The 26282-nt window shown below is 66.6% G+C and carries 23 protein-coding genes; 13 read left to right on the top strand and 10 right to left on the bottom strand.

Features of this window, described 5'->3' with window-relative positions; translation table 11 throughout:
• Positions 1 to 61 precede the first annotated feature (61 nt).
• Positions 62 to 907, bottom strand: a complete 846-nt coding sequence (gene trmI, locus AC5Y7E_RS16575; protein ID WP_499949849.1) for a tRNA (adenine(58)-N(1))-methyltransferase TrmI — start codon at positions 905 to 907, stop codon at positions 62 to 64.
• A 74-nt stretch (positions 908 to 981) separates the two neighbouring features.
• Between trmI and AC5Y7E_RS16570 the strand changes: the two genes are divergently transcribed.
• Positions 982 to 1878 carry a RecB family exonuclease gene (locus AC5Y7E_RS16570; protein WP_499949847.1) on the top strand — a complete coding sequence of 299 codons (897 nt, stop codon included), beginning with the start codon at positions 982 to 984 and terminating at the stop codon, positions 1876 to 1878.
• A gap of 31 nt (positions 1879 to 1909) precedes the next feature.
• Here the strand turns inward: AC5Y7E_RS16570 and AC5Y7E_RS16565 are convergent, their stop codons facing one another.
• From AC5Y7E_RS16565 to AC5Y7E_RS16545, 5 genes are all read right to left on the bottom strand, one after another.
• Positions 1910 to 3280 (bottom strand): FAD-containing oxidoreductase, encoded by a 1371-nt coding sequence (locus tag AC5Y7E_RS16565; protein WP_499949846.1) that lies wholly within the window; start codon positions 3278 to 3280, stop codon positions 1910 to 1912.
• Positions 3277 to 3789 (bottom strand): DUF4126 domain-containing protein, encoded by a 513-nt coding sequence (locus AC5Y7E_RS16560; RefSeq protein WP_499949845.1) that lies wholly within the window; start codon positions 3787 to 3789, stop codon positions 3277 to 3279. The genes AC5Y7E_RS16565 and AC5Y7E_RS16560 overlap by 4 nt, the downstream gene beginning before the upstream one ends.
• 119 nt (positions 3790 to 3908) lie before the next feature.
• Entirely contained in the window at positions 3909 to 4763 is an 855-nt protein-coding gene (gene hisG, locus AC5Y7E_RS16555; RefSeq protein WP_499916079.1) for an ATP phosphoribosyltransferase, read from the bottom strand.
• 2 nt (positions 4764 to 4765) lie between these two features.
• A complete protein-coding gene (locus AC5Y7E_RS16550) occupies positions 4766 to 5047 on the bottom strand; it encodes a phosphoribosyl-ATP diphosphatase (protein ID WP_499916077.1) in 282 nt (93 codons plus the stop codon).
• Positions 5048 to 5073: 26 nt separating this feature from the next.
• A complete protein-coding gene (locus tag AC5Y7E_RS16545) occupies positions 5074 to 5703 on the bottom strand; it encodes a TetR family transcriptional regulator (protein ID WP_499949844.1) in 630 nt (209 codons plus the stop codon).
• 305 nt (positions 5704 to 6008) lie between these two features.
• On the opposite strand from AC5Y7E_RS16545, the gene AC5Y7E_RS16540 reads away from it, so the two are divergent.
• The 10 genes from AC5Y7E_RS16540 to AC5Y7E_RS16495 are packed head-to-tail and all read left to right on the top strand — an operon-like array spanning position 6009 to position 16546.
• Positions 6009 to 6851 (top strand): MlaE family ABC transporter permease, encoded by an 843-nt coding sequence (locus AC5Y7E_RS16540; RefSeq protein WP_499916073.1) that lies wholly within the window; start codon positions 6009 to 6011, stop codon positions 6849 to 6851.
• 1 nt (position 6852) lies between these two features.
• Complete coding sequence (locus tag AC5Y7E_RS16535; RefSeq protein ID WP_499916071.1) at positions 6853 to 7716, top strand: ABC transporter permease; 864 nt, start codon at positions 6853 to 6855, stop codon at positions 7714 to 7716.
• 11 nt (positions 7717 to 7727) lie between these two features.
• Positions 7728 to 9296, top strand: coding sequence for an MlaD family protein (locus AC5Y7E_RS16530; protein WP_499949842.1), 1569 nt, complete (start codon positions 7728 to 7730; stop codon positions 9294 to 9296).
• Positions 9293 to 10348, top strand: a complete 1056-nt coding sequence (locus AC5Y7E_RS16525; protein ID WP_499949841.1) for an MlaD family protein — start codon at positions 9293 to 9295, stop codon at positions 10346 to 10348. The genes AC5Y7E_RS16530 and AC5Y7E_RS16525 overlap by 4 nt, the downstream gene beginning before the upstream one ends.
• Positions 10341 to 11396 carry an MCE family protein gene (locus AC5Y7E_RS16520; protein ID WP_499916066.1) on the top strand — a complete coding sequence of 352 codons (1056 nt, stop codon included), beginning with the start codon at positions 10341 to 10343 and terminating at the stop codon, positions 11394 to 11396. Before AC5Y7E_RS16525 ends, AC5Y7E_RS16520 begins: the two co-directional genes overlap by 8 nt.
• Complete coding sequence (locus AC5Y7E_RS16515; RefSeq protein WP_499949840.1) at positions 11393 to 12508, top strand: MCE family protein; 1116 nt, start codon at positions 11393 to 11395, stop codon at positions 12506 to 12508. Before AC5Y7E_RS16520 ends, AC5Y7E_RS16515 begins: the two co-directional genes overlap by 4 nt.
• Positions 12505 to 13734, top strand: a complete 1230-nt coding sequence (locus tag AC5Y7E_RS16510) for an MCE family protein (protein WP_499949839.1) — start codon at positions 12505 to 12507, stop codon at positions 13732 to 13734. The genes AC5Y7E_RS16515 and AC5Y7E_RS16510 overlap by 4 nt, the downstream gene beginning before the upstream one ends.
• Positions 13731 to 14990, top strand: a complete 1260-nt coding sequence (locus AC5Y7E_RS16505) for an MlaD family protein (protein ID WP_499949837.1) — start codon at positions 13731 to 13733, stop codon at positions 14988 to 14990. Before AC5Y7E_RS16510 ends, AC5Y7E_RS16505 begins: the two co-directional genes overlap by 4 nt.
• A gap of 26 nt (positions 14991 to 15016) precedes the next feature.
• Positions 15017 to 15760 carry an Rv1363c family protein gene (locus AC5Y7E_RS16500; protein ID WP_499949836.1) on the top strand — a complete coding sequence of 248 codons (744 nt, stop codon included), beginning with the start codon at positions 15017 to 15019 and terminating at the stop codon, positions 15758 to 15760.
• An 18-nt stretch (positions 15761 to 15778) separates the two neighbouring features.
• Positions 15779 to 16546 carry a mannan-binding family protein gene (locus AC5Y7E_RS16495; protein WP_499949835.1) on the top strand — a complete coding sequence of 256 codons (768 nt, stop codon included), beginning with the start codon at positions 15779 to 15781 and terminating at the stop codon, positions 16544 to 16546.
• A 39-nt stretch (positions 16547 to 16585) separates the two neighbouring features.
• Here AC5Y7E_RS16495 and metH read toward each other — a convergent pair whose 3' ends face one another.
• Positions 16586 to 20359 carry a methionine synthase gene (metH, locus tag AC5Y7E_RS16490; protein ID WP_499949833.1) on the bottom strand — a complete coding sequence of 1258 codons (3774 nt, stop codon included), beginning with the start codon at positions 20357 to 20359 and terminating at the stop codon, positions 16586 to 16588.
• A 468-nt stretch (positions 20360 to 20827) separates the two neighbouring features.
• Here metH and AC5Y7E_RS16485 point away from each other — a divergent pair, with 468 nt between their 5' ends.
• A complete protein-coding gene (locus tag AC5Y7E_RS16485) occupies positions 20828 to 21730 on the top strand; it encodes a PAC2 family protein (RefSeq protein ID WP_499916053.1) in 903 nt (300 codons plus the stop codon).
• 80 nt (positions 21731 to 21810) lie between these two features.
• Entirely contained in the window at positions 21811 to 23274 is a 1464-nt protein-coding gene (locus AC5Y7E_RS16480) for an amino acid permease (protein ID WP_499916051.1), read from the top strand.
• Here AC5Y7E_RS16480 and AC5Y7E_RS16475 read toward each other — a convergent pair.
• Genes AC5Y7E_RS16475 through AC5Y7E_RS16465 form a run of 3 tightly spaced genes read right to left on the bottom strand, consistent with a single transcriptional unit; the run spans position 23271 to position 26254 of the window.
• Positions 23271 to 24149 carry an SDR family oxidoreductase gene (locus AC5Y7E_RS16475; protein ID WP_499949832.1) on the bottom strand — a complete coding sequence of 293 codons (879 nt, stop codon included), beginning with the start codon at positions 24147 to 24149 and terminating at the stop codon, positions 23271 to 23273. The two genes, AC5Y7E_RS16480 and AC5Y7E_RS16475, sit on opposite strands and share 4 nt — an antisense overlap.
• Positions 24150 to 24182: 33 nt before the next feature.
• Positions 24183 to 25418: a cysteine--1-D-myo-inosityl 2-amino-2-deoxy-alpha-D-glucopyranoside ligase gene (mshC, locus tag AC5Y7E_RS16470; RefSeq protein WP_499949831.1), complete on the bottom strand. Its 1236-nt coding sequence runs from the start codon at positions 25416 to 25418 to the stop codon at positions 24183 to 24185.
• 38 nt (positions 25419 to 25456) lie between these two features.
• Complete coding sequence (locus AC5Y7E_RS16465; protein ID WP_499949829.1) at positions 25457 to 26254, bottom strand: 3'(2'),5'-bisphosphate nucleotidase CysQ; 798 nt, start codon at positions 26252 to 26254, stop codon at positions 25457 to 25459.
• Between the last annotated feature and the right edge of the window lie 28 nt (positions 26255 to 26282).

Raw genomic sequence — 26282 nt, 5'->3', positions numbered from 1 at the left:
CGCCGCTAGCTCCGATGGCGACGACCCGCTGCGCCCGGCCACGCCGCGCTTGCGATCGCCGCTAGCCGTCGCGGCCCTCCCGCTTGCGGCCCAACGGCACGGGAGCGACGACGCCGGGCGCGAGCCGTCGCGTGAAGATCAGGAAGGCCGTGTGTCCCCGCATCGAATGCTGGGGCCGGACCGCGAGACCCACGACGTTCCAACCGCGTTGCAGCGTCTCCCAGGACCGGGGCTCCGTCCAGCACTGCTGCGCCCGCAGCGCCTCGACCGCGCGCGACAGCTGGGTGACGGTGGCTACGTAGATGATCAGTACGCCGCCGGAGATCAACAGGCGGGCGACCGACTCCAGCACCTCCCACGGCGCGAGCATGTCGAGCACGGCCCGGTCGAAGGAGCCGTCCGGCAGTTCGGAGTCGGAGACGTCGCTGATGATCAATTCCCAGTTGTCGGGTGCCTGGCCGCCATGAAACACCGCCACGTTGCGCTCGGCGTGCTCGGCGTGATCGGCGCGCTGTTCATAGGAGGTCACCCGGCCTTCCGGCCCGACCGCGCGCAGCAGCGAACAAGTCAGCGCGCCGGAGCCGGCGCCGGCCTCCAACACCCGCGCGCCCGGGAAGATGTCGCCCTCGTGCACGATCTGTGCGGCGTCCTTGGGGTAGATCACCTGGGGTCCGCGCGGCATCGACATGACGTAGTCGATCAGCAGGGGCCGCATCACCAGGTACACGGCGTTGTTGCTGGACTTGATCACGCTGCCCTGCTCCAGCCCGATCAGCGCGTCGTGCGAAATCGACCCGCGATGCGTATGAAACTCCGCGCCCGCGGTGAGCACCACCGTGTAATGCCGACCCTTGGCGTCGGTGAGCTGGACACGCTCGCCCTCGGTGAACGGGCCGGTTACGGACACGCGGTCCAGCGTGCCAGCCGACTCGCCGCCGCAGGTGCTTGGGGGTTGTCGGCGCCCGGTCCTAGGCTTCCGACATGATGGTCAAGCCGGAGGCGCCCCAGCCGGAGATGCGCCCGGCGGGGCAGGTGTACCGCCCGGCCCTGTCGCCGTCGCGTGCGGCCGACTTCAAGCAGTGCCCGCTGCTGTACCGGTTCCGGGCCATCGACCGGTTGCCCGAGGCGCCGTCGACCGCGCAGCTGCGCGGGTCCCTGGTCCACGCCGCCCTGCAGCAGCTTTACGGCCTGCCGGCCGAGCACCGTGGCCCCGGCACCGCGATGTCACTGGTGGAGCCGGCGTGGGAGCAGATCGTCGCCGCTACACCCGGGGTGACCGCCGAGCTGGATCCGGCGCAGCGCTCCCAGCTGTTGGTCGAGGCGCAAGCGCTGCTCGCCGGGTATTACCGGCTCGAGGACCCCACCCGCTTCAACCCGCAGTGCTGCGAACAGCGAGTGGAGGTAGAGCTCGCGGACGGCACGCTGTTGCGTGGCTTCATCGACCGGATCGACGTCGCCGCCACCGGCGAGCTTCGTGTGGTCGACTACAAGACCGGCAAGGCGCCGCCGGAAGCACGAGCCCTGGCCGAGTTCAAGGCGATGTTCCAGATGAAGTTCTATGCGGTGGCGCTGTTGCGGTCGCGAGGTGTGCAGCCCACCCGGTTGCGGCTCATCTATCTGGCCGACGGCCAGGTGCTGGACTACACGCCGGACCACGACGAGCTGCTGCGGTTCGAGAAGACGCTGATGGCGATCTGGCGGGCGATCCAATCGGCCGGACAGACGGGCGATTTCCGTCCCACCCAGTCGCGGTTGTGCGACTGGTGTCCCCATCAGCAGCACTGCCCGCTGTTCGGCGGAACCCCACCGCCGTACCCGGGTTGGCCCGAATCTCTTGCCGCGCAGACGAATTCGCACGCTAGCGAGCCGGCGGCCTAAACGACCGGCTAGGCCGCAGTCCCGATCGCCCCTAATCGAGCGGCGAGAGGTCTTGCAGCATCGTGGGAATCAGCTCGCTGACCGTCGGGTGGATGTGCATCGTGCGCGACAGCGTGGTGTAGGGCGCTTTGGCCGACATCACGTCCAAAATGCCGTGGATGGCCTCGTCCCCGCCGACCCCGAGGATCGCGGCCCCCAGAATCTCGTGGGTGTCTGCGTCCACCACGACTTTCATGAAGCCTTGTGTCTCACCCTTTTCCACCGCCCGGCCGACTTTGGTCATCGGCCGCTTGCCGACCAACGCCTTGCGCCCCGATGAACGCACCTGATCGGCGGTCATGCCGGCGCGCCCCAGCGGCGGATCGATGTAGAGCGCGTAGGTGGTGATGCGGTCGCTAACCAGGCGGGGGTCGTCGTCCAGCAGATTGGCGGCGACGATCTCGAAGTCGTTGTAGGAGGTGTGGGTGAACGCGCCCTTCCCATTGCAGTCACCCATCGCCCAGATGTGATCGACGCTCGTCTTGAGGCGGTCGTCGACCACGATGAAGCCGCGGGCGTCGGTCTGCACGCCGGCGGCTTCCAGGCCCAGGTCATCGGTGTTCGGTCGCCGGCCCACCGCGAGCAGCAGGTGGCTTCCTTCGACGGGGGCGGCACCCGCGCGAGGAGTCAGCTCGAACCCGTTGCCGGTCTTGGTTATTCGCACGTCGTCGGCACCGACGATGATATCGATGCCTTCGGCACGCAGGATGTCTGCCACGGAGGCCGAGACATCCTCGTCCTCGCGCGACGCCAATCGCGGCCCCCGTTCGACGACGGTCACCCGGGCCCCGAACCGCCGGTACATCTGCGCAAACTCCAGCGCGATGTAACTACCGCCGAGTATGACGAGATGTGTTGGCACCGTGTCGAGTTCGAGGACCGATACGTTGGTCAGGAAGTCGACGTCGGACAAGCCCGGGACGTCGGGCACCACGGCACGCCCGCCGACATTGAGAAAGATGCGGTCGGCGCGCAGCACATCGTCACCGACCCGCAGCGTATGCGGATCCTGGAAAACGGCGTGACCGCGAAACACGGTGCAGCCGTTCATTCCCTCGAGCCAATCCTCGACGCCCTTGCGGTCGCCGAGCATGATCTCGTCCTTGCGGGCCTTGACCTTCGCCATGTCGACGCTGACCGGTCCGGTCCCTACGCCGTATTCGGCACCGCGGCGCGCCAGATGCGCGGCATGCGCGGAGGCGACCAGCGTTTTGGTGGGGATGCACCCGGTGTTGACGCAGGTGCCGCCGATCAGCTTGCGCTCCACCACCGCCACGCGCTGCCCGGCTGCGGTCAGCCGGCCTGCCAACGGCGGGCCGGCCTGGCCGGCGCCAACGATGATCGCATCGAAATGTTCCGTCACTTAACCGCCGTCAGCAGGTACTCGGTCAGCAGGTGACCCGTCGCCGCGAGGATGGCGAACCCGCCCACGATCGCGACAGCGTCCTCCAGCAGCGCGATCGGCAGGTCCCTGCCGCCCGTCGCGGCGACCAGCCGTTTGCGCGCGTGGTAGCCGCCGAGGGTGCCCAGCACCGCACCGATGACGCCGGCGCCGAGCGCGGTAAATGTCCAGTGCGGCCAGGCGCCAAGGGCCGCGCCCGCGAGTCCGCCCGTGACGATCCGCGCCGCGAAGATCGGCGGCGCGGTGCGCGCCGGCGTCTTGGGCAGCTTGTCGTTGATCAGTTCGCCCACGGCGAGAACGGTGAAGATGATCACCGCGATGAGGCTGGCCATCCAGCCAGCCCACGTGCCGTGCAAATCGACCCAGCCGATGAAGGCGGCCCAGGCGACGACGGCGGGCGCGGTCAGCGAGCGCAGCCCGGCCACGACGCCAATCAGCAAAGCCAGCAAGACAAGAAGTGCGTGTGTCACGGAAGACCTTCCTGGGAGACGAACACCGGCGACGAATGCGGGGACGGCCCACACGCCAACCCGGGCTGTCCCCCGAGGCGGACGCTAACACAACCGCGGCTTGTGCACCGCGCGCGCGATCAGAACCTGCAAAACCTGATGTCGGACGCCAGGATCGCCTTGGCGCCGATGGCGGCCAACTCGTCCATGATCTCGTTGATGCCCCGACGCGGCACCAGCGCGCGGATGGCGACCCAGTCCGGGTCGGCCAGGGGTGCGATGGTGGGCGACTCCAGCCCCGGCGTGATCGCGGTGGCCTTGTCCTGCACCGAGCGGGGACAGTCGTAGTCGAGCATCAAATATTGCTGACCGAACACCACGCCCTGGATCCGCGCCACCAATTGATCGCGCGCAGCCTGCGTCCCCTGCTTGCTGGCCTGCTCGCTCTCGATCAGCACCGCTTCGGAATCGCAGAGCGGGTCGCCGAAGGCCACGAGGTTGTGCAGGCTCAGCGTGCGCCCGGAACCCACCACGTCGGCGATCGCGTCGGCGACCCCGAGTTGTATCGAAATCTCTACCGCACCGTCGAGCCTGATGACGGTTGCCTCAATACCACGGCCCGCCAAGTCTTTTCGGACCAGATTCGGGTACGCTGTAGCGATCCGCCTGCCGGCCAGATCGGCGATTTTCCAGTCGCGCCCCGCCGGTCCGGCGTAGCGAAAGCTCGATGATCCGAACCCCAGCGCCAAGCGTTCGCGCACCGGTGCGTCGGAATCGCCTACCAGATCCCGGCCGGTGATGCCGAAATCCAGTTCCCCCGAACCCACATAGATGGCAATGTCTTTGGGCCGCAGGAAGAAGAATTCAACCTGGTTGGCCGGATCGATGACGGTGAGGTCTTTGGAGTCGGTGCGGCGCCGGTAGCCCGCCTCCGCGAGGATCTCGCTGGCCGGTTCGCTCAGCGTGCCCTTGTTGGGCACCGCAACCCGCAACATGGTCACAGCTTCCGATACACGTCGTCGAGGGTCAGGCCGCGGGCGACCATCAACACCTGCGTCCAGTAGAGCAACTGGCTGATCTCTCCGGCCAGCGCGTCGTCGGATTCGTGTTCGGCGGCCAGCCACACTTCACCGGCCTCCTCGAGGATTTTCTTGCCCAGCCCGTGGACGCCACCGTCAAGTGCGGCGACCGTCGCGCTGCCGGCCGGCCGACTACGGGCACGCTCACCCAGTTCGGCGAACAGATCCTCGAACGTCTTCACGGCCAGCGATTGTTTCACGCGGTGGCTGGCGAAGTCACGGCGGTTTAGCCCTGGCCGGCTTTCGAGCCGCTTTGTCCGTCGAATCCGGCGAGCGTGATTCGCAGCGCTTCCTCCAACTGCTCGTGAAAAGGCGGGTTCTCGGCGATGTCGGAAGTCAACCATCCGTCGAGGACGAATTGCACGGTGGCCAAACTGGTGTGGACCATCAGCGCGGGCCGAATATCAACCGCCGCATCGACGTTCATCCGCGCAGCGACCTGCTCGATCAGGGTGCCGTGATCGGTTTCGCTGACCAACATGGATTTGGTCAACAAATGGGGCGCCGTCGCGACAGCAAGACGCCAGGTCTCGAGGTTGTCAACGCCGCTGACATCCATCGCGCGCGTGACGAACAGTTGGATCAGCGCTTCAACCGGAGACTCGTGGGGCGGCCGCGCGCTGTAAGCGCCCACGATCTCAGAGGCCGCCTCCCGAACCGGATCGACCAACAAGCCTTCCTTGGTGGGCGCGTACCGGAAATACGTGCTGATCGAGATCCCGGCGGCCGAGGCGATGTCCTCGGTCGTCACCGCCTCGAATCCGCGCTCGGCGAACAGTTGGTGCGCGGTCTGTTGGATGTGGGAAAGCAGCTCAGCGCGGCGCCGGTCTCGCAACGATACGTTTGCTGAGGGCATGTCACCACCTTCCTCAATTCGACAGTCGAACAACAAGGCGTCGTCCAGCGACCAACTGAGGTGAGTGACTCTACACTATTGAAAGTCCCTATCAAGTAGGCTAGTGTGATGCGGCACACACTTATGAGCTGCGGAGTTCCGGCGCTTATTGACATTATTTTAATAAGGATAGCGCCGACGGTGAGCCTCGGCCTCCGTTCGGCACTCACGGCATAGGGGTTGGGGAAGAGCGCCGATGAAGGCGGTAGCCGGTACGCGATGGCCTGCGCAATGGGTTTGCTAGACGCACCGCGGGTCGCGCCGCTATGACGACGACACAACTCGACGGCGTTACCGCCATCCGGGACTGGTCCGTCGGATACGTCAGACGTCACCCGGTCGCCTCGCTGACGACGGTAGGCGAACAGTTCGTTCTCGGTGTGCGAACGGTTCAATATTTCTTCTACGACCTGCTGACCGGGCGATTTCAGTGGCAGGAGTTCGTCCGGCAGGGCGCGTTCATGGCGGGCACCGCCGTGTTGCCGACGATCCTGGTGTCGCTGCCGATCAGCGTCACACTCTCGATCCAGTTCGCGTTGCTGGCCGGCCAGGTCGGTGCCACGTCGCTGGCCGGGGCGGCCAGCGGGCTCGCGGTTATCCGGCAGGGGGCGTCACTGGTGGCCGCGGTCCTCATGGCGTCGGCGGTCGGGTCGGCGATCACCGCCGACCTGGGTTCGCGGACGATGCGCGAAGAGACCGACGCAATGGAGGTGATGGGCGTCTCGGTGATCCGTCGCTTGGTTGTCCCCCGCTTCGCCGCGGCGGTGATGATCGGGGTGGCCCTCACCGGCGTCGTGTGCTTCGCCGGATTCTTCGCGAGCTACATGTTCAACGTGTACTTCCAGAACGGGGCGCCGGGCAGCTTCGTGTCGACGTTCGCGTCGTTCGCCACGACCGGCGACATGATCTTGGCGCTGATCAAAGCCATCGTGTTCGGCGCGATCGTAGCCATCGTGTCGAGCCAGAAAGGCCTGTCCACCAAGGGCGGACCGACCGGTGTCGCGAACTCCGTGAATGCCGCTGTGGTCGAGGCGATCCTGTTGTTGATGATCGTCAACGTCGCCATCAGCCAGCTCTACATCATGTTGTCACCCAGGACGGGACTGTGACGTGACGGCCTCCGCTTATCAGCCCTTCGCACCGATCTCGATGCCGCTCGCCCGGCTCTACCGCCGGGGCAAGGTGCCGATCATCCGGCTCGGCCATCTGCTGGTCTTCTTCGTCCGGGCGCTGGTCGCCGTTCCCCTCGCTTTGCGCCAGTACAGCGCCGAATTCCTGCGGCTGCTGTCGAATATCACCTGGGGCAACGGCTCGATCGTGGTCGGCGGGGGCACCGCCGGTGTGGCCGTCGTGCTGGGCATGACCGTTGGCGCCCTCGTCGGCATCGAGGGCTACAACTTCCTGGACCTGCTCGGGCTCGGGCCCGCCACCGGGTTCGTCTCGTCGTTGGTCAACACCCGCGAGCTGGCTCCCCTGATGGCCTCGCTCGCGTTCGCCATGCAGGGTGGCTGCCGCTTCACCGCGCAGTTGGGATCCATGCGCATCGCCGAGGAGATCGACGCGATGGAATCGATCGCCATCCGCCCGATCCCCTACCTGGTCACCACCCGGCTGATCGCTTCGGTGGTGGCGATCGTCCCGCTGTACGCAGCATGCCTGGCGATCGGATACCTGAGCACACAGATCGTGGTGGAAATCGGCAGCGGCGGCTCGACCGGTTCCTACCTGCACTACTTCACGCTGATGTTGGCGGGCCAGGACATCGTCTATTCGTTGATCAAGGCCGTCGTCTTCGTGTGGATCGCGTCCACGATCCAGTGCTACTACGGGTACTACGCCAGCGGCGGGCCCGAGGGCGTCGGGGTCGCCGCGGGCCACGGTATGCGGGCCAGCATCACCGTGGTGATCATCGTGAACATGCTGCTCACCATGGCGCTGTGGGGCGTCGACTCCGGCGCAAGGTTCGGTGGCTAGGTCGGTGGAACATGCCCAATTCCTTTGAGCTGGACGGTCGCGGCCCCTCGGACCGGCAGCTGTTCGGCATCGGCATTGCGCTGATGGTGGTCAGCGCCCTGGTCACCACCGCGATGTTGGTCAAATCCACTGGCAGACTCAACGATTACGTCCGGGTGGTAGCCGATCTGGTCAACGTGGGCGATGGCCTCCCGCAGAAGTCCGACGTCAAGTACCACGGCGTGCTCGTCGGAATGGTCAACGGCGTCGTCCCAGCGGCGCACGGCAAGCCCAACTACGTCCACATCGACCTCAAAGAGGAGTACGCCAAGTCGATTCCGGCCAGCGTGACCGCACGCGTGGTGCCCAGCAACGTTTTCGCCGTATCGTCGGTCCAGTTGGTGGGCAACGGCCCCGGCGTGAAAATCCGCCCCGGCGACCACATCCCGGAGGACAAGCGGCTGCCGACCGTTCTGTTCCAGACGACCGTCAGCAAGCTGCGTGACCTGCTCGCCGCCGCGGGGCGCGGCCGCGACGACCGGTCGGTCGGGATCCTGGCCGCACTGGGTGCCGCCACCGACCACCGCCGCGTCACCCTGCTGAACGCCGGTGCGCAACTGAATCGCGCTCTCGACCAACTCAATTCGATTGTCAGCACCGACAACGGACCCTCGACGGTGTCGGCGCTGCTCGACGCGACGACCGGGCTCGCGCAGACCGCACCCGATCTCCTCGATGCGTTGCATCAGGCCGTCGAGCCGATGCGAACCTTCGCCGAAACCCGCGGGCAGTTGGCCTCGCTGCTGTCGGGCGCCGACTACACCGTCGGCACGACGCGCCAATCCTTCGACAACCACATCGATCAGCTGATCAAGATCACCGCCGATTTCACACCGGTGCTCGGCATCTTGGCGCAGAAGTCGAACAACTTCGTGCCCGCCGTCACCAAGCTGGACAATTTGGCCAACCAGTTCATGGAACAGGTGTGGAACCCGCGCACGAACCTGGGCAACATGCGCGCGATGCTGACCTTCACGCCCAGTTCCACCTACACGCGCGCCGACTGTCCCCACTACGGGGAGCTCAAGGGACCCAGCTGCTTTACCGCACCGCTGATTCCGGTGCGCCCCGATTTGCCCGAGGTGCTGCTGCCGCAGAACTATCACCCGCCCAAGGATCTGGCCCCGCCGCCCGGCACCGTGATCGGCCCGGACGGAAACCTGGTCGCGGTGGGACCGCCGTTGATCAACCCCACTCCCAACTTGACCGATCCCAATCCGCCGCTGGCCCCAGGGATTACGCCGTCGCCACCGGTGCCCGGCAGCGCGAATCCCGACAATCCCAAGCCCGGGGCGCCGGCGACACCACAAGAGCACCAGCCGTGGGTCGCGCCGGTGGCACCCAAGGCGCCCTGGATTCCGCAATCGTCTTTCAAGGCATCCTTCGGGGGCAACGTGGGACCCGTTGGGAGTCAGTACGAACGAAACATGCTCGGGGTCATCACCGGCGCCCCCGCGACCGAAGCCACCGAGCTGCTGCTGGGTCCGGTCGCCCGCGGAACGACGGTGTCGCTGACGCGTCCGCCTGGGGAGGGCAAATGAAATTTCGGGGCCCACTCATCGCGCTGACTCTGTTCATGATCGTCTCGTTGACGCTGACCTGGCTGGTGTATGTGAGTCTGCGGCGTGACGTGGCCGGAAACACCGCCAGCTATTCGGCGGTGTTCACCGACGTGTACGGGCTTCGCGAAGGCGACGACGTCCGCATGGCCGGCGTTCGGGTGGGCCGCGTCGAAAAGGTCGAGCTCGACGGAAAACTGGCGAAGGTCTCGTTCGTCGTCCAGTCCGAGCAGCGGCTGTTCGGAAACACGCTCGCGTCGGTGACCTATCAAAATATCGTCGGGCAGCGTTACCTCGGACTGTCCATCGGCAGGGAAGGCAGTCCGCTGCTCCTCCCCCCCGGCAGCACGATCCCGCTGGAACGCACCGAACCGTCTTTCGACGTGACCACCCTGCTCAACGGCTACGAACCGTTGTTCAGCCTGCTGAACCCGCATGACGCCGACAACCTCACCAAGGGCATCATTTCCTCGCTGCAGGGCGACACGTCATCGCTCACCACACTGGTCGGCCAGACCTCCACGCTCACAGAGACTTTCGCGGGCCGCGATCAGGCGCTCGGCAGCGTGATCACCAATCTCAATAAGGTGGTGGGCAACCTCGCTGAGCAGAACGACAATCTCGACGGAGTCATCACGCAGACCCGCAGCGTCGTCGGCGATCTCGACCGGCGGCGCCCGGACCTCGTCGCCTCGGTCGGTTCGCTGGCCCGGGTGACCGACCGGCTGTCCGCCTCGGCGACGGACGTCTATCCGGCGCTGCGTGAATTCATCGATCGTCAGCCCGGTGTCACCAAACACATCATGGACGTCGAGCCGCAGGTTGCGTTCTTCGGCGACAACATTCCGCTGCTGTTGAAAGGCCTTACCCGGGTGGGCAATCAGGGCGCCTACGGCAATGCATACGTGTGCGACGTGAACTTCATGGGGTTCTTCCCGGGACTCAACGATGTGGTGCCGATCATCATCAATGCCGCCACGCCGGGAAACCGGGCCTGGCACACCCCGAGGTGCAGGAGCACGGTCGATGGCTGACGCGTCGGTACGGCAACGGCTTTCGGGGATGAAGAAGCGTCCGCTGGAAAGCTACAACAAGACCTGGCTCGGGTTCATCGCCGTCGCGGTGGTCGCGGTGGTGATTGCGGTCATGCTGCTGGTGCATGCGATCGGCGCAGGCTATCGGCATTACACCGCGGAATTCCTGCAGGCGGCCTCGCTGCGGGTCGGTAATCCGATCGTGGTCGCCGGGATTCCGGTGGGCAACGTCACCAGCATGAAACTCGTCGGCGACCACGTCGAGGCGGGTCTGAAGGTCCGGGACGACATCAAGCTGGGCAAGGACTCCAGAGCGCAGATCAGGGTGACCACCATCCTGGGTTCGCGCTACCTCGCGCTGGACCCGAACGGCCCGGCACGCCTGCCCCACGACACCTTCGACCTGGCGCACACCGAGGTGCCCTACGACCTGCAGGCCGCGTTGCAGGACGCCACCACCACCTTCGAGCAGGTGGACTCCGACAGGTTCGCGCAGTCGCTGGCGGTGCTGGGCAAGCAGCTGGAGGGCTTGCCGGCCGTTGTGCCGCAAGCGATCACGAACATCAACACACTGTCATCGATCATCGCGGTACGACGCGACCAGCTGGGACAGCTGCTCCGCAGCACCGAGCAGGTGACCAACACGCTGCGGCGCCAGCAAGCCGGCATCGGCGCTCTGGTGGACCAGGGGCAAGACCTATTGGGCCAATTCGTCGCGCGGCGCGCCGTTTTCCACGCGATGATGCAGTCCTTGTCCAACCTGGTCGACACCATGAACGAGGTCGTGGTCAACGATCGCTCGGGGCTGGACGCGCTGATCAAGGACATGCGCGACTTCACCAACCTGATGTCCCAACACGACGACCTGCTGCACAGCATGCTGCAGACCAGCCCGATCTTCTTCCGCGAGGCGGCGAACCTCACCGGCGACGGCAACGCGATCAACTTCAACGCCCCCAACGTCCCGCTGATCGACTCCTGGATGTGCGCAATCAGCGGCCGCGCCAAGCAGTTCGGCATGATCCAATACTTCAAGGACTGCAAGTGAGGGGGCTTGGCGCCAGGGCGCTGGCAATCGTCGCCGCGGTCGCTGTCATCGCCGCAGCGGTCGGCATCGGCTGGTGGGCCCTGAGTTCCGACGCGGACACGATCACCCTGACCGCCCAATTCGACAGCGCCTCGGGCCTTTACGAGGGCAACGAGGTCGCGGTGTTGGGGATGCCGGTGGGGAAGATCACCAAGATCAACGCCAAGGGCGGCTACGTCGAAGTCGAGTTCACCGTCGACCGGCACGTCAAAGTGCCCGCCACCGCGCAGGCCGTCACGGTGTCGACCTCCATCCTCACCGACCGGCAGATCGAGCTCACGCCGCCCTATCACGGCGGACCGGCGCTGGAGAACCACGACACCATCGGCCTGCCCCGGACCAAGACGCCGGTCGAATTCAGCAGTGTCCTCAACGTTTTGGACAAGGTGACCAAGTCGCTCGAGGGTGACGGCCACGGTGGCGGACCGATCGCCGACGTGCTGGGCGGCGGCGCCCAGGTGGTCAACGGCAACGGCGAGAAGATCAAGGCGGCCCTCGGTGAGCTGTCCAAGGCGCTGCGGCTGTCCAGCGACGGTGGCGCGGCGACCCGCGAACAGATCACCACGATCGTCAAAAACATCAGCACGCTGTTCGACGCCGTCGCGGCCAATGACACGAAGTTGCGCGAATTCGCCTCCACCATCCACCAAGTCAGTCAGATCATGGCCGACGAGGACCTTGGCAGCGGCAGTACCGGACACAAACTCGACCAGCTGATCCAGCGGGCCGGCGACCTGCTCGACGAAAACCGGGACAGCGTCAAGCAGACCGTGCTGCACGGCAATGACGCGCTGAAGACGGTGACCGACCAGCGGCGCGGCCTGGCCGAGCTGCTGGATCTTGCTCCCCTGGTGGCGGACAACGCCTACAACATGATCGACCGGGCCAACGGCAGCGTGCGGGCCCGATTCCTCACGGATCGGTTGCTCTTCGACAGCCAGTACACCAAAGAGATCTGCAACCTGATGGGCCTTCGTCAACTGGGCTGCAGCACCGGGACCATCCAGGACTTCGGCCCCGATTTCGGGCTGACCTATGTGCTCGACGGCATGGCCGCCATGGGGCAGAAATGACGACGGGCGCGCGCGGCATATCGACTGCGGTGGCCGCGGCGATCGTCACAGCGGGTTGCGCCACGAACGGCCTTGCCAGCCTGCCCCTTCCGGCCCCGGGGCTGGGCTCGGGAGGCTATTCGCTGAACGCGGTCTTCTCCAACGCGCTGAACCTGCCGATGAACGCCAAGGTCAAGCTCGCCGGCGCAGACGTCGGGCAGCTCGAATCGATGGTCGCACGCAACTACACCGCGGTCACCCGGCTGCGCATCCGCGACGGCGTGCAACTGCCGCGGGGAAGCACCGCCGAATTACGCACCGCGACACCGCTTGGCGACGTGTTCGTCGCTCTCAAGCCACCGGCCGACGATCCCGCGGACACGCCGCCGCTGCGCGACGGCGACACCATCGGCCTGGATTCGACCGCGGCCGCCGCGACCGTCGAGTCGGTGCTGAGCTCGGCCGCGATTCTGGTGAACGGCGGGGCGGTTCGCAATTTCACCAACATCATCAACGGTTTCGGCAAGGCGACCGGCGACCAGGGCCAGGCGTTCGGAGACATGATCCGCAAGTCCAACGAGCTACTCGGAACGTTGGATGCCCGGTCCGACCAGCTCTCGCACGCACTGACCCAATTGTCAACGCTGGCAGACCAACTCGACAACAAGAATCGGGCCATCAGCGACCTGATGACGGCCGCTCAACCGGCCACTTCGGCCCTGGCCGACAACACCAGTCAGCTCTCGAATCTGGCCGTACAGGTCGGTGACACCTCCCGGTTGCTGGCCAGGTTCCCGTCGATCGGCGGTACCGATACCAGCGGCCGCAGCGTCATCCGCGACCTGAACACCATCGCCGGGGCCGCCAACGACGTCGCCATGAGCCCGGATACCAGCTGGCTGTCGATCAACCGGCTGATCCCCGCCTTGGTCAAATCGACTGCGGGGAACTCGATTTCGGTGAACGTCGGCGTGGACAAGATCATGCTCGGGTCGCTGCCCGATATCGGATTCCCCGGTGACATCGGGCTGCACGGACCGCACCACTACAACGTGAACCTGCTCGTCGGCACCCTCAAGTACACCCTGTGGCGCCTGCAGGAACGCGTGGTCGGCCGGGGGCCCAATTCGCCGCAGGTTCCGGTCATCCCCGACCCGAACATCCCGGGCCAGATCGACGTCGCCCCCGGGCCACCGCCGGCTCCGCCCTCAGCGCCGGCCGGACCGCAGCCAGGACCGCAGCCGTGATGCGCGCCGCCGCCAACTCCGCCAATGTCGTTGTCCGCGCGGTGCGCACGGGCCACCGGCAACAGGTTTGGCTCTCGGTGGCCGGCTTGGTGCTCATCCTGGTCGTGGCGACCGCCTATCTGCTGATCGGCGCGCTGCGCGTGAAGCCCTTCGCCTCTTCCTACCGGGTCACCGTGCAATTGACGGAGTCGGGCGGCCTGTTGCCCAATCAGGACGTCGCGCTGCGCGGCGTGCGCATCGGCCGCATCGAGTCGCTGCAGATCACCGACGACGGGGTGAACGCGGTCGCCAGTATCACGTCGAACGTGCGGATACCGGCGAACAGCGTCGCACGCGTGTCGGCGCTCTCGCCGGCAGGTGAGCAGTTCATCAACTTCGAAGCCGCAAACGATGCCGGGCCGTATCTGCACGACGGCAGCCGCATCGCCCTGGACCACACGACGGTGCCGGTCAGCCTGGCGCAGTTGCTCGGTGACGCCGACGGGATGCTGGCCCAGGTCGACCCGCACAAGATCGAGCTGATCAAGAAGGAATTGAGCCTGAGCAAGGAGGGCCCGGCGAAGCTGACCGCCATCGTCGACGGCGGAACGTTCCTGCTTTCGACGCTGGATTCGGTGCTGCCCCAGACCACCAGCATCATCAAGACCAGCCGCGTCGTTCTCACCCTGGCCAGCGACAAGAACACCGGATTGGGCGCCACCGCAACCGAACTCAACCAAACGCTGACCGGTGTGGCCCGGATGCAGGCCGGCTACCGCCGGTTGACTCAGCAGACGCCGCGCGCCCTTTCGGCGGTCGACAATCTGTTCTCGGACAACTCCGACACCATGGTGCAGTTGCTGGGCAGCATGGCGACCATGTCGCACCTGTTCTATCTGCGGGTGCCGGCGCTCAACGCGCTGTTCCCCGACTACCGCGGGTCGGTATTGGACGCGGTGACAAGCGCCTTTCACGACGGCGGCGTCTGGGCGACGGCCGACCTCTATCCCCGCTATGTCTGCGACTACGGGACGCCGTCGCACGCGCCGTCCGCCGCCGACTACTACGAGCCGTTCATGTACACCTACTGCCGCGATGATGACCCGGCGGTCTCGATCCGCGGCGCCAAAAACGCGCCACGCCCCGGGGGCGACGACACCGCCGGTCCCCCGCCGGGGGCGAACCTGGGCCAGCGAACCGATCCGACGCCGCGGGGCCGCTACACCATTCCCACCCCCTACGGCGGCCCACAGCTGCCGATCGAACCGCCGCACTGAGCATTGAACCCATCGACCTTTAGGAGATGATCATGGTCGTGACCACCAAGAGGAATCCGAAAGCCGAAACCGAATCGGGCGCCGATGCGCCCGAAGTCGCAGAAGTCGAGCAGGCGCGCGCCGACGAATCCGCCGGAACGCCCGAGGATTCGGCCGACGAGGCAACCACGGACGAGGCAACCACGGACGAGGCAACCACGGACGAGGGTGACGAGGAGGCCGAGGACGAGGAGGACGAAGAAGGCGGGCTCCTCAAGCGCAAGAGCCGCACGGCGGTGCGCGCCAAGCGACCCTGGCGCCGGTATCTGCGCCGCAGCGTGCTGCCGGTGTTACTCGTTGCCTCCCTTGCTGTTTCGGGCTATCTCGGGTGGCAGCAATGGCAGGACCACCAGGTGAAGGCGGCGGGTGAACAGGCCCGACAGGCGGCCATCGCCTACGCGCAGGTGCTGACGAGCATCGACTCGAACAAGGTCGACGAGAACTTCAAGCAGGTGCTCGACGGCGCGACCGGCGAATTCAAGGACATGTACACCCAGTCCAGCGTCAAACTCCGGCAGCTGTTGATCGACAACAAGGCGACCGCCCACGGAGTGGTGGTGGACTCGGCGATTCAGTCCGAATCCACCGACAGGGTCGTCGTGCTGCTCTTCATCGACCAGACCGTCACCAACACGGCCGCACCAGACCCGCGCATCGACCGCAGCAGGATCAAGATGACCATGGAGAAGGTCGACGGTCGTTGGCGGGCAAGCAAAGTCCAACTTCTCTGAGCCGAGCGGAGCCCTCTCATGCTCAAGCGACTGTCAGCGGCCGTCGTATTGGCCGCGGCCGCAACCATTCCCGGCACTGCCACCACGCACGCGTCCGCGCCGTCCTTCTGCGGCGAGCTCGGCGGCACTTGGGACGGCCAGTACTGCCACACCGCGGTGACCTCGGAACGCAACGCCGTGCGCGACATCAAGGTCGCCGTGCCCGACGATCTGGTCGACAATCCGACCACCGGCCCGGTGATCCGGGACTATCTGCGCACGCTGGTCAACAACTGGAAGACCGCCAACGGCAGCATGGCCGCCGACAGCTACGGCGAGGAGAACTTCGAAGTCTTCCGGCACGGCAACCTGCTCAGCGCGGTGTTCCACGAGGACTACCACGCCGACGGACCCAAACCCAACAACGCCTATCGGACCTTCACCTTCGACATGGCGGCGGGCAGACGGGTGCAGCTCGCCGATCTGACGACGTCGAATCCGCTGACTGCCATCCCGCCGCTGGCTGCGCCATTCATCGACACCGCGCTCAATCAGGCTCCGCCACCGCACGATCCGGGCACCTACCCGTTCATCCTCGACCGTTGGACCCCCGACAAGGTGTACTCGGGCGCGTACAAGGCGTGGGCCCTGACGCCCGACGAGTTGATCATCTACATGCCCGACTATCCGGTCGGCCACGACGAGCCGATCAACTTCTCCCCCGGCCTGCCGCAGTGGTTCATGGACGGCGGCACCGTGCAGGCCCACATCCCGCTGTCGGCGCTGGGTTCGGTGATGCGCGTTTAGCACCGGGAAGGGGCCGGCGGACCTCGTAGCGCCCGAAACTCAGTCCTCCGGGTTGTAACCGAGGTTGGGGGCGAGCCAGCGCTCGGCTTCGGCCAGAGTCCAGCCCTTGCGCTTGGCGTAGTCCGCGACCTGGTCCTGGGCCATCCGGCCGACCACGAAGTATTGCGACTGCGGGTGGGAGAAGTACCAGCCGCTGACGGCGGCGCCGGGCCACATCGCCATCGACTCGGTCAGCTCTATGCCGGTCCGCTCCGTGACGTCCAGCAACTTCCAAAGCGTCACCTTCTCGGTGTGCTCCGGGCAGGCCGGGTAGCCGGGGGCAGGGCGGATTCCCCGGTACTTCTCGTCGATGAGCGCCTCGTTGTCCAGCTGCTCGTCCGGCTGGAATCCCCAGAACTCCTTGCGAACCCGTTGGTGCAGCCGTTCCGCGAACGCCTCCGCCAGCCGGTCGGCGACCGACTCCAACAGGATCGCGCTGTAGTCGTCGAGGGCGGCCTTGAACTCCGCGATCTTCTCCTGGCTGCCGAGCCCGGCGGTGACGGCGAAGGCGCCCACGTAGTCGGCCAGACCGGTGTCCTTGGGCGCGATGTAGTCGCCAAGCGACCGGTTCGGGATGCCCTCCCGGTGCTCGCCCTGCTGGCGCAGGTTGTGCAGTGTGGTCAGCACTTCGGTGCGGGTGTCGTCGGTGTACACCTCGATGTCTTCGACACCGGAGCCGACCGCGTTCGCCGGGAAGAATCCGATTACCCCGTTGGCGGTCAGCCACTTCTCCTTGATCAGGGTGTCGAGCATCTGCTGGGCGTCGTCGTACAGCTTGCGGGCGGCCTCACCCGAGGACGGGTTGTTGAGGATGTCCGGGAACCGGCCCTTCATCTCCCAGGCGTTGAAGAACGGCTGCCAGTCGATGTACTCGCGCAACTCGGCGAGGTCGTAGTCCTGGAATTCCCGTACTCCCGCGCCGATAACGGGCACCGGCGGCGTGTACCCGTCCCACTCGATCGGCGTCCGGTTCGCGCGCGCCTTCTCCAGTGTCAGCATCGGCCGCTCGTTCTTTTGCGAGTGCCTCATCCGCAGGGATGCGTAGTCCTTCTCGGTGGCCTCCAGCAGGGCCGGCCGCTGCTTGTCGTCCAGCAGCGCGGCGGCGACCGGCACCGAGCGGGACGCGTCCTTGACCCAGACCACCGGACCGCTGCGCCGCGGCGAGATCTTCACGGCCGTGTGGGCGCGCGAGGTGGTCGCGCCACCGATCAGCAGCGGGATCTCCAGGCCCTCGCGTTCCATCTCGACGGCGAAGTTGGCCATCTCGTCCAGGGACGGAGTGATCAGGCCCGACAGCCCGATGATGTCGGCGTCGTGCTCCTTCGCCGCGTCGAGGATCTTCTGGGCGGGCACCATCACGCCGAGGTCGATCACTTCGAAGTTGTTGCACTGCAACACGACTCCGACAATGTTCTTGCCGATGTCGTGGACGTCGCCCTTGACGGTCGCCATCACGATGGTGCCGTTGGTGTCCTTGGCGGCAGCGGTGCCGTTCTGCTCTTTCTCCGCCTCGATGAACGGCAGCAGGTACGCGACGGCTTTCTTCATCACCCGCGCCGACTTCACCACCTGGGGCAAGAACATCTTGCCGGAGCCGAACAGGTCGCCGACGACGTTCATGCCGTCCATCAGCGGGCCCTCGATCACCTCGATCGGGCGGCCACCCGCGGCGTCGATCTCGGCCCGCAACTCCTCGGTGTCGTCGTCGACGTGCGCGTCGATGCCCTTGACCAACGCGTGTGTGATCCGCTCCCGGACGGGCAGGCCGCGCCACTCGGCCGCCTTCGGGTCCTCACCCTTGTCCTTGCTGTTGAACCGCTCGGCGATCTCGAGCAGCCGCTCGGCCGCATCCTCGCGACGGTTCAGCACGACGTCCTCGATGCGGTCCCGCAATTCCGGATCGATCGAGTCGTAGGGCACCAGCGCGCCGGCGTTGACGATGCCCATGTCCAGGCCGGCCTTGATCGCATGGAACAGGAACACCGCGTGGATCGCCTCACGGACCGGGTTGTTGCCCCGGAACGAGAACGACACGTTCGAGATGCCGCCGGAGATGTGCACCCCCGGCAGGTTCTCCTTGATCCAGGCGCAGGCCTCGATGAAGTCGATCCCGTAGGTCGCGTGCTCCTCGATGCCGGTGGCCAGCGCGAAGCAGTTCGGGTCGAAGATGATGTCCTCGGGCGGGAAGCCCACCTCTTCGGTCAGGATCCGGTAGGCGCGCCCGCAGATCTGTTTGCGGCGCTCTAAGTTGTCGGCCTGCCCCTGCTCGTCGAAGGCCATCACGACGACGGCCGCGCCGTACTTGCGGCACAGCCGTGCCTCGCGGATGAACTTCTCCTCGCCCTCCTTCATGGAGATCGAGTTGACGATCGGCTTGCCCTGCACGTTCTTCAGGCCCGCCTCGATGACCTCCCACTTGGAGGAGTCGATCATCACCGGGACACGGCTGATGTCCGGCTCGGCCGCGATCAGCTTGGTGAACCGGTCCATCGCGGCGACGCCGTCGATCATGCCCTCGTCCATGTTGATGTCGATGACCTGCGCGCCGACCTCGACCTGCTGCAGGGCGACCGACAGCGCGGTGTCGTAGTCCTCGGCCTTGATCAGGTTGCGGAACCGGGCGGAGCCGGTGATGTTGGTGCGCTCACCGATGTTCACGAACAGCGACTCGTCGTTGATGTTGAGCGGCTCCAAACCCGACAGCCGGGTGGCCACCTCGATCTCCGGCACCTCGCGCGGGGGTGTGCCCTCGACGACCTTGGCGATCTCGGCGATGTGTGGCGGCGCCGTTCCGCAGCAGCCACCGACCAGGTTGACCAGGCCGGCCTCGGCGAAGTCGGCGATGTAGGAGGCCTGACGCTCCGGGGACTCGTCGTACTCGCCGAAGGCGTTGGGCAGGCCGGCGTTCGGGTAACAGGAGACAAAGGTGTCCGCGATCCGCGACACCTCGGCGATGTAGGGCCGCATCTCCGGCGCACCCAGGGCGCAGTTGAGGCCCACCGCGATCGGCTTGGCGTGCCTGATGGAGTTCCAGAACGCCTCGGTGACCTGACCGGACAACGTCCGCCCGGAGGCATCGGTGATGGTCCCCGAGATGATCAACGGCCAGCGGCGGCCGCGGTCCTCGAACAGCGTCTCGACGGCGAACACCGCCGCCTTGGCGTTCAGCGAGTCGAAGATCGTCTCGATGATGAGCAGGTCGGCGCCGCCGTCGACCAGGCCGTTGGCGGCTTCGAGGTAGGCGGCCACCAGCTGGTCATAGGAGACGTTGCGGGCCCCGGGGTCGTTGACGTCCGGCGAGATCGACGCGGTGCGCGTCGTCGGCCCGATGGCGCCCGCGACGTAGCGGGGCTTGTCCGGGGTGCTGAACTCGTCGGCGGCCTTGCGGGCCAGGGCGGCGCCGGCGTAGTTCAACTCGTAGGCCAGGTCGGCCATGTCGTAGTCGGAGAGCGAGATCGCGTTCGCGTTGAACGTGTTGGTCTCGAGGATGTCGGCGCCCGCGTCCAGGTACTCGCGGTGGATGCCCTCGATGATCTGCGGCTGCGTCAAGGTGAGCAGGTCGTTGTTGCCCTGCAGCGCCGTCGGCCACTCGGTGAACCGGTCGCCGCGGTAGCCGGCCTCGTCCGGCCGGTCCCGCTGGATCGCCGTGCCCATCGCGCCGTCGATCACCAGGATCCGCTGGCGCAGAGCTGCCGTCAGCTCGTTTGTGCAGTCGGGGCGGATTTGTGGCTCGAATGTCTTCGACGCCGAGCTGATCGACTCAGAGGCGTTCACGTACGTTCCTTCCGTAGCGGAAGGCGTCCTTCTCGTCAACGACGTCGACTCTGCCGAGCGTGGCGGCTACCGGCGGGAACCGGAACCGTTGCAACGCCTCTCGACCAGAGAAGTGTACGTCGTCACCCGATCGACGTCTGGACGCCCAACTCATCGCCGCGATCCACAGTTCGCGAATACCAGCGGCGAAGTACTTACCAAGGTTAACCAGTTCGCAGCCGAGCGTATTTCGCCCTGACCGCGCCGGCGCCGGTGGCGCAAGTCGTCGCGAGGCACGCCGGCAGTCACGCCATAAGAATAGTCGTCCTATGTAAAGTCCCCGGTTGACCGCGAATCGGCCGACAGTCCCACGGCCACCCCGCCCCGAACATCTGGCCGATTGCCCGACTGGCTTCCGCGACCGGGGGGGACCCACCCAACCGCGCGCGGTCCGCATCGTCACCGCCCGGAAGGCCGTACGCTAATTCTGTGACCCCGCCCGACGGCCCCCCCTTTGGCCTGCCTAGTGGCAAGGCCGCGTTGCCCGAACTGCACCAGACCGTCGTCGTGGCTGCGTTCGAGGGCTGGAATGACGCCGGCGACGCGGCCAGCGACGCCCTGGAACACCTCGAGGCCATCTGGGAAGCCGACCCGATCTTGGAGATCGACGACGAGGCGTACTACGACTACCAGGTGAATCGCCCGGTGATCCGGCAGGTGGACGGGGTGACCCGCGAGCTGGTGTGGCCGGCCATGCGGATCTCGCACTGCCGGCCGCCTGGCAGCGACCGCGATGTCGTGCTGATGCACGGGGTGGAACCCAACATGCGCTGGCGAACCTTCTGCTCGGAGCTGGTGGCCATCGCCGACAAGCTCAACGTGGACACCGTGGTGATCCTGGGCGCCCTGCTGGCCGACACCCCACACACCCGGCCGGTCCCGGTGTCGGGCGCCGCCTACTCCCCCGAGTCGGCGAAACGCTTCGGCCTCGAGGAAAGCCGTTACGAGGGCCCGACCGGCATCGCCGGGGTGTTTCAGGACTCCTGCGTGGCCGCCGGGATCCCTGCGGTGACGTTCTGGGCGGCGGTGCCGCACTACGTCTCGCAGCCGCCGAACCCCAAGGCGACCGTGGCCCTGCTGCGGCGCGTCGAGGACGTGCTCGACATCGAGGTGCCGCTCGCCGACCTGCCGACGGACGCCGAGGACTGGGAGCAGGCGGTCACGGAGATGACCGCCGAGGACGAGGACCTCGCCGAGTATGTGCTGTCGCTCGAGCAACGCGGCGACGCCGAGGTTGACATGAACGACGCCCTGGGCAAGATCGACGGCGACGCGCTGGCGGCCGAGTTCGAGCGCTACCTGCGCCGCCGTCGTCCCGGCTTCGGGCGCTAACCCGCCCACTCGTCGGCGAACTTGCCGTCGACCGATCGATTGCGGAAGCATCGCTTCGCGACCTACCGATTGGATGTCTCATGGCCGCGTTGCCTGGCGACGGCAACCCAAATCCTGTAGCCGGCGCAGATCCTGTGGCTGGCACGGGCGGCGAAGACGCCGGTTACCGCAAGGGACTCAAGGCCCGGCAAGTGCAGATGATCGGCATCGGCGGCGCGATCGGCTCCGGGCTGTTCCTGGGCGCGGGCGGTCGGCTGGCCAAGGGCGGACCCGGCATGTTTTTGGTCTACGCCGTGTGCGGCGTTTTCGTCTTCCTGATCCTGCGGGCGCTGGGCGAACTGGTCCTGCACCGCCCGTCGTCCGGCTCATTCGTGTCCTACTCCCGCGAATTCTTCGGCGAGAAGGCCGCCTACGCCATCGGCTGGATGTATTTCCTGGGCTGGTCGATGACGGCCATCGTCGACACCACCGCGATCGCCACCTATCTGCGTCGATGGACGACCTTCGAATCGATCCCCCAGTGGGTGCTGGCGCTGCTCGCCCTCGTCGTCGTGCTGTCGATGAACCTGATCTCGGTGGAGTGGTTCGGTGAGCTGGAATTCTGGGCGGCGCTGGTCAAGGTTCTCGCGCTCGTCGCCTTCCTGGTCGTCGGGATCGTCTTCCTCGCGGGGCGCTACCGGATCGACGGCCACAGCACCGGCCTGAGTCTGTGGACGGATCATGGCGGACTGTTCCCCTCCGGCGTGCTGGCGGTGCTGCTGACCACATCCGGCGTGGTGTTCGCTTATGCCGCAATCGAATTGGTGGGGACGGCCGCCGGGGAGACCGCCGAGCCGGAGAGGGTGATGCCGCGCGCCATCAATTCGGTGATCGCGCGCATCGCGATCTTCTATGTCGGGTCGGTGGGGCTGCTGGCGTTGCTGTTGCCGTACACGTCCTATAAGGCCACCGAAAGTCCTTTCGTCACCTTCTTTTCCAAGATCGGCTTCCACGGCGCCGGGGACTTGATGAACGTGGTGGTGCTCACCGCAGCCCTGTCCAGTCTGAATGCGGGACTGTATTCCACCGGACGGATCATGCATTCGATGGCGTTCAGCGGCAGCGGGCCCAGGTTCGCGGCCCGGATGTCCAAGAACGGGGTGCCCTACGTCGGCATCGCGATGGCAGCCGCCATCTGCCTGCTCGGCATCGCCCTGAACGCCGCCAACCCCGGCCAAGCATTCGAGATCGTCCTGAACATCGTCGCGCCAGGCATCATCGCGTGCTGGGCGACCATCGTGCTGTGTCAGCTGCGGTTCTACCGGCTGGCCAAGGCCGGGCTCATCCAACGGCCCCGATTCCGGATGCCGTGGGCCCCGTATTCGGGCTATCTCACCCTGGCGTTCCTGGCCGGCGTCCTGGTCATGATGGCCTTCGACAAGGAGACCGGCACGTGGACCATCGCGACGGTGGTCGTCGTGATCCCGGCGCTGAGCGCCGGATGGTTCCTGGTGCGCAACCGGGTGGCGGCCGTCGCGTCCGAGCGCGCGGCCCAGGCCCGCTAGGACGTGCCGAGGTCTCGGTTGTAGGCGCTGGTGGAGCGGCCCAGCGCGGCGACCTGGGCGTCCAATTGAGGCAGTAACTCGGCGGTGGATTTGTGCAGGGGCGCCTCTCCGACCGGACTGGACAGCACCGGCTTGAACCAACGGAACACTGCCACCCAGCGCGGGCAGTACACGCGGGTGCGACGGCGCGCGATGCCCTTGACGAAAGCGGCCGCGCACTTGTCGACCGTCGTGGTTTTGTTCAGCGGCCACGGGAAGCTGGCCAGCAACTGGTTGAACGCGGGAAGGTCGGACTGGGTGTCACGGACCAGGGCGGTGTCGATCCAGGACATGTGCGCCGAGCCGACCGTGACGCCCCGGTGGGCCACCTCCAGCCGCAGGGCGTTGGCCAGCAACTCGACGCCCGCCTTGGAGGCGTTGTACGGCGCCAGACCGGGGCAGGCGGTGTAGGCGGCCAGCGAAGACACGATGAGCACGTAGCCGCGGCGCTCGATCAGCGCCGGCAAGGTGGCGCGCACGGTGTGGAAGACGCCGAGCACGTTGATGTCGAGCACCCGTCTGAATGCGTCGGAGTCGACCTGCAGCACTGACCCATAGCTGGCGATGCCGGCGTTGGCCACCACCACGTCGATGCCGCCGAAACGCTCGACGGCGCGGGCGGCGGCGGCTTCCATCGCGGACAGGTCACGCACATCGGCGGCCGCCGTCAGGACCCGTTCTTCGCCGAGCTCGGCGGCGAGCGACTTCAGGTCCGTTTCGTTGAGATCGGTCAGCACGAGCTTGGCGCCCTTGGCGTGCAGCCGGCGAGCGGTCTCGGCCCCGATGCCCCGCGCGCCACCGGTGATGAAAACGACTTTGTCCTGCAGCGATTGCATGGTTGCCAACGTAGGCGTTGCGGGCGACTTCGGCTAGACGACCACTCCCAGTAGCGCATCGATGGCCGCTCTCACCAGGTTGGGCGCCTCGGCGTCGTGGCCGCCGTATTCCAGCGCGTCCGTGCTCCAACCATCAAGTGCGGCAAGCGCTTTGGGAGTGTTCAGGTCATCGGCCAGGTATCGGCGCACCCGCGCGATCACATCGCCGGCGTCCGGGCCGGCCGGCAGCGCGGTCGCGTCGCGCCAGCGCCTCAACCGGGCGATGGCCTCGTCGAGCACCTGATCGCTCCAGTACCGGTCCCCGCGGTAGTGGCCGGCCAGCAGCCCCAGCCGAATCGCCGCCGGCTCGACACCCCGGGCCCGCAGCTGTGACACCAGCACCAGGTTGCCGCGGCTCTTGGACATCTTGTGCCCGTCCCAACCGATCATTCCGGCGTGCACGTAGTGGCGCGCGAATCTCCGCTCGCCGCGGACACATTCGGCGTGGGCTGCGGTGAATTCGTGATGCGGGAAGATCAGGTCGCTGCCCCCGCCCTGGATGTCCAGACCGCTGCCGATGCGGCTGAGCGCGATCGCCGCGCATTCGACATGCCAGCCCGGGCGACCAAGACCGAACGGCGAGGGCCAGCTGGGCTCGCCGGGCCGGGCGGCCCGCCACAGCAGGGCGTCGAGCTCATCTGTCTTGCCGGGCCGTTGCGGGTCGCCGCCGCGCTCGGCGAACAGTCGCAGCATGGTGTCGCGGTCATAGCCGGATTCGTACCCGAACTGCGGCGTGGCGTCCGCGCGGTAGTAGACGTCCGGGTATTCGCCGTCGACGACGTAGGCAGCTCCCGACGCCAGCATCTTCTCGACGAGCTCGACGACCTCGGCGATCGCCTCGGTCGCGCCGACGTACTCGCGTGGCGCCAGGATGCGCAGCGCCGCCATGTCCTCGCGGTACAGCGACACCTCACGCTCGGCCAGGTCGCGCCAGTCGATGCCGTCGCGCTCGGCGCGCTCTAACAGCGGATCGTCGACGTCGGTCACGTTCTGGACATAGTGGACGTCGTGGCCGAGATCGAGCCATTGCCGGTGGATCAGGTCGAACGCCAAGTAGGTCGCGGCATGCCCCAGGTGGGTCGCGTCATACGGGGTGATGCCGCAGACATACATCGTGGCGGTCGAGCCGGCCGCCACGGGACGCACCTGCCGGTCAGACGTGTCATACAGTCGAAGCTCCGGACCGCGCCCCGTTAACACGGGAACCTGTGGGGAAGACCACGACTGCATGGCAATCAGCCTATGCGCGACGACGAGGCACGTCCGAGTCACCCGCCGCGGATGGCCCCCAGCAGGATCGGCGCCAGCTCGGCGCGACACATCACGAAGTCGGGCAGGTAAGGGTCGAGTTGGTTGTAGCGCATCGGCGATCCGTCGAGCCGCGACGCGTGCATGCCGGCGGCCATCACCACCCCGGCCGGGGCCGCCGAATCCCACTCCCACTGACCGCCCGCGTGCACATAGGCGTCGACATCCCCGTCGATGATGGCCATCGCCTTCGCGCCGGCCGAGCCGATCGCGACGGGCTGGATGGGCAGCGTCTGCCGCATCCGGTGCAGCACCGCGGGCGGACGGGTTGCGCTGACGGCGATGCGGATGGTGTCGGTGAAGCCGGCACGCGCGGCGTCGGCGGTCACGGTGTCGCTGCGGTAGACGATGTTTCCGCGGGCCGGCAACGACACCGCCGCGTCGGTGATTTCGCGCTGGCCGTTGCTGGAGCGCTGCCACAACGCGATGTGCACCGCCCAGTCGTCGCGGCCCGGGGTCGAGAACTCCCGGGTGCCGTCCAGCGGGTCGATGATCCACACGCGGTCGTGATTCAGCCGGGACAGGTCGTCGTACGCCTCTTCGCTGAGCACGGCATCGTCGGGTCGCTCCTCGCGCAGGCGCCGCAGGATCAGGGCGTTCGCCAGGCTGTCGCCCGCATCACCGAGTGCCCAGGGATATCCGAAGCCGACTTCGCCGCGGACTTTCAGCAGCAACTCCCCCGCGTCTGCGGCGAGATCGGCGGCCAACGCGGCATCGGTTATCCCGTCGGCGGTCGTCTCGTCGTCGGCGGGGCTCACCGCTTCAGTATCGCCGACGCCGAACGGC

This window comes from Mycobacterium sp. NGS17, assembly GCF_059813205.1.
This window is presented reverse-complemented; position numbering and strand designations above follow the sequence as displayed.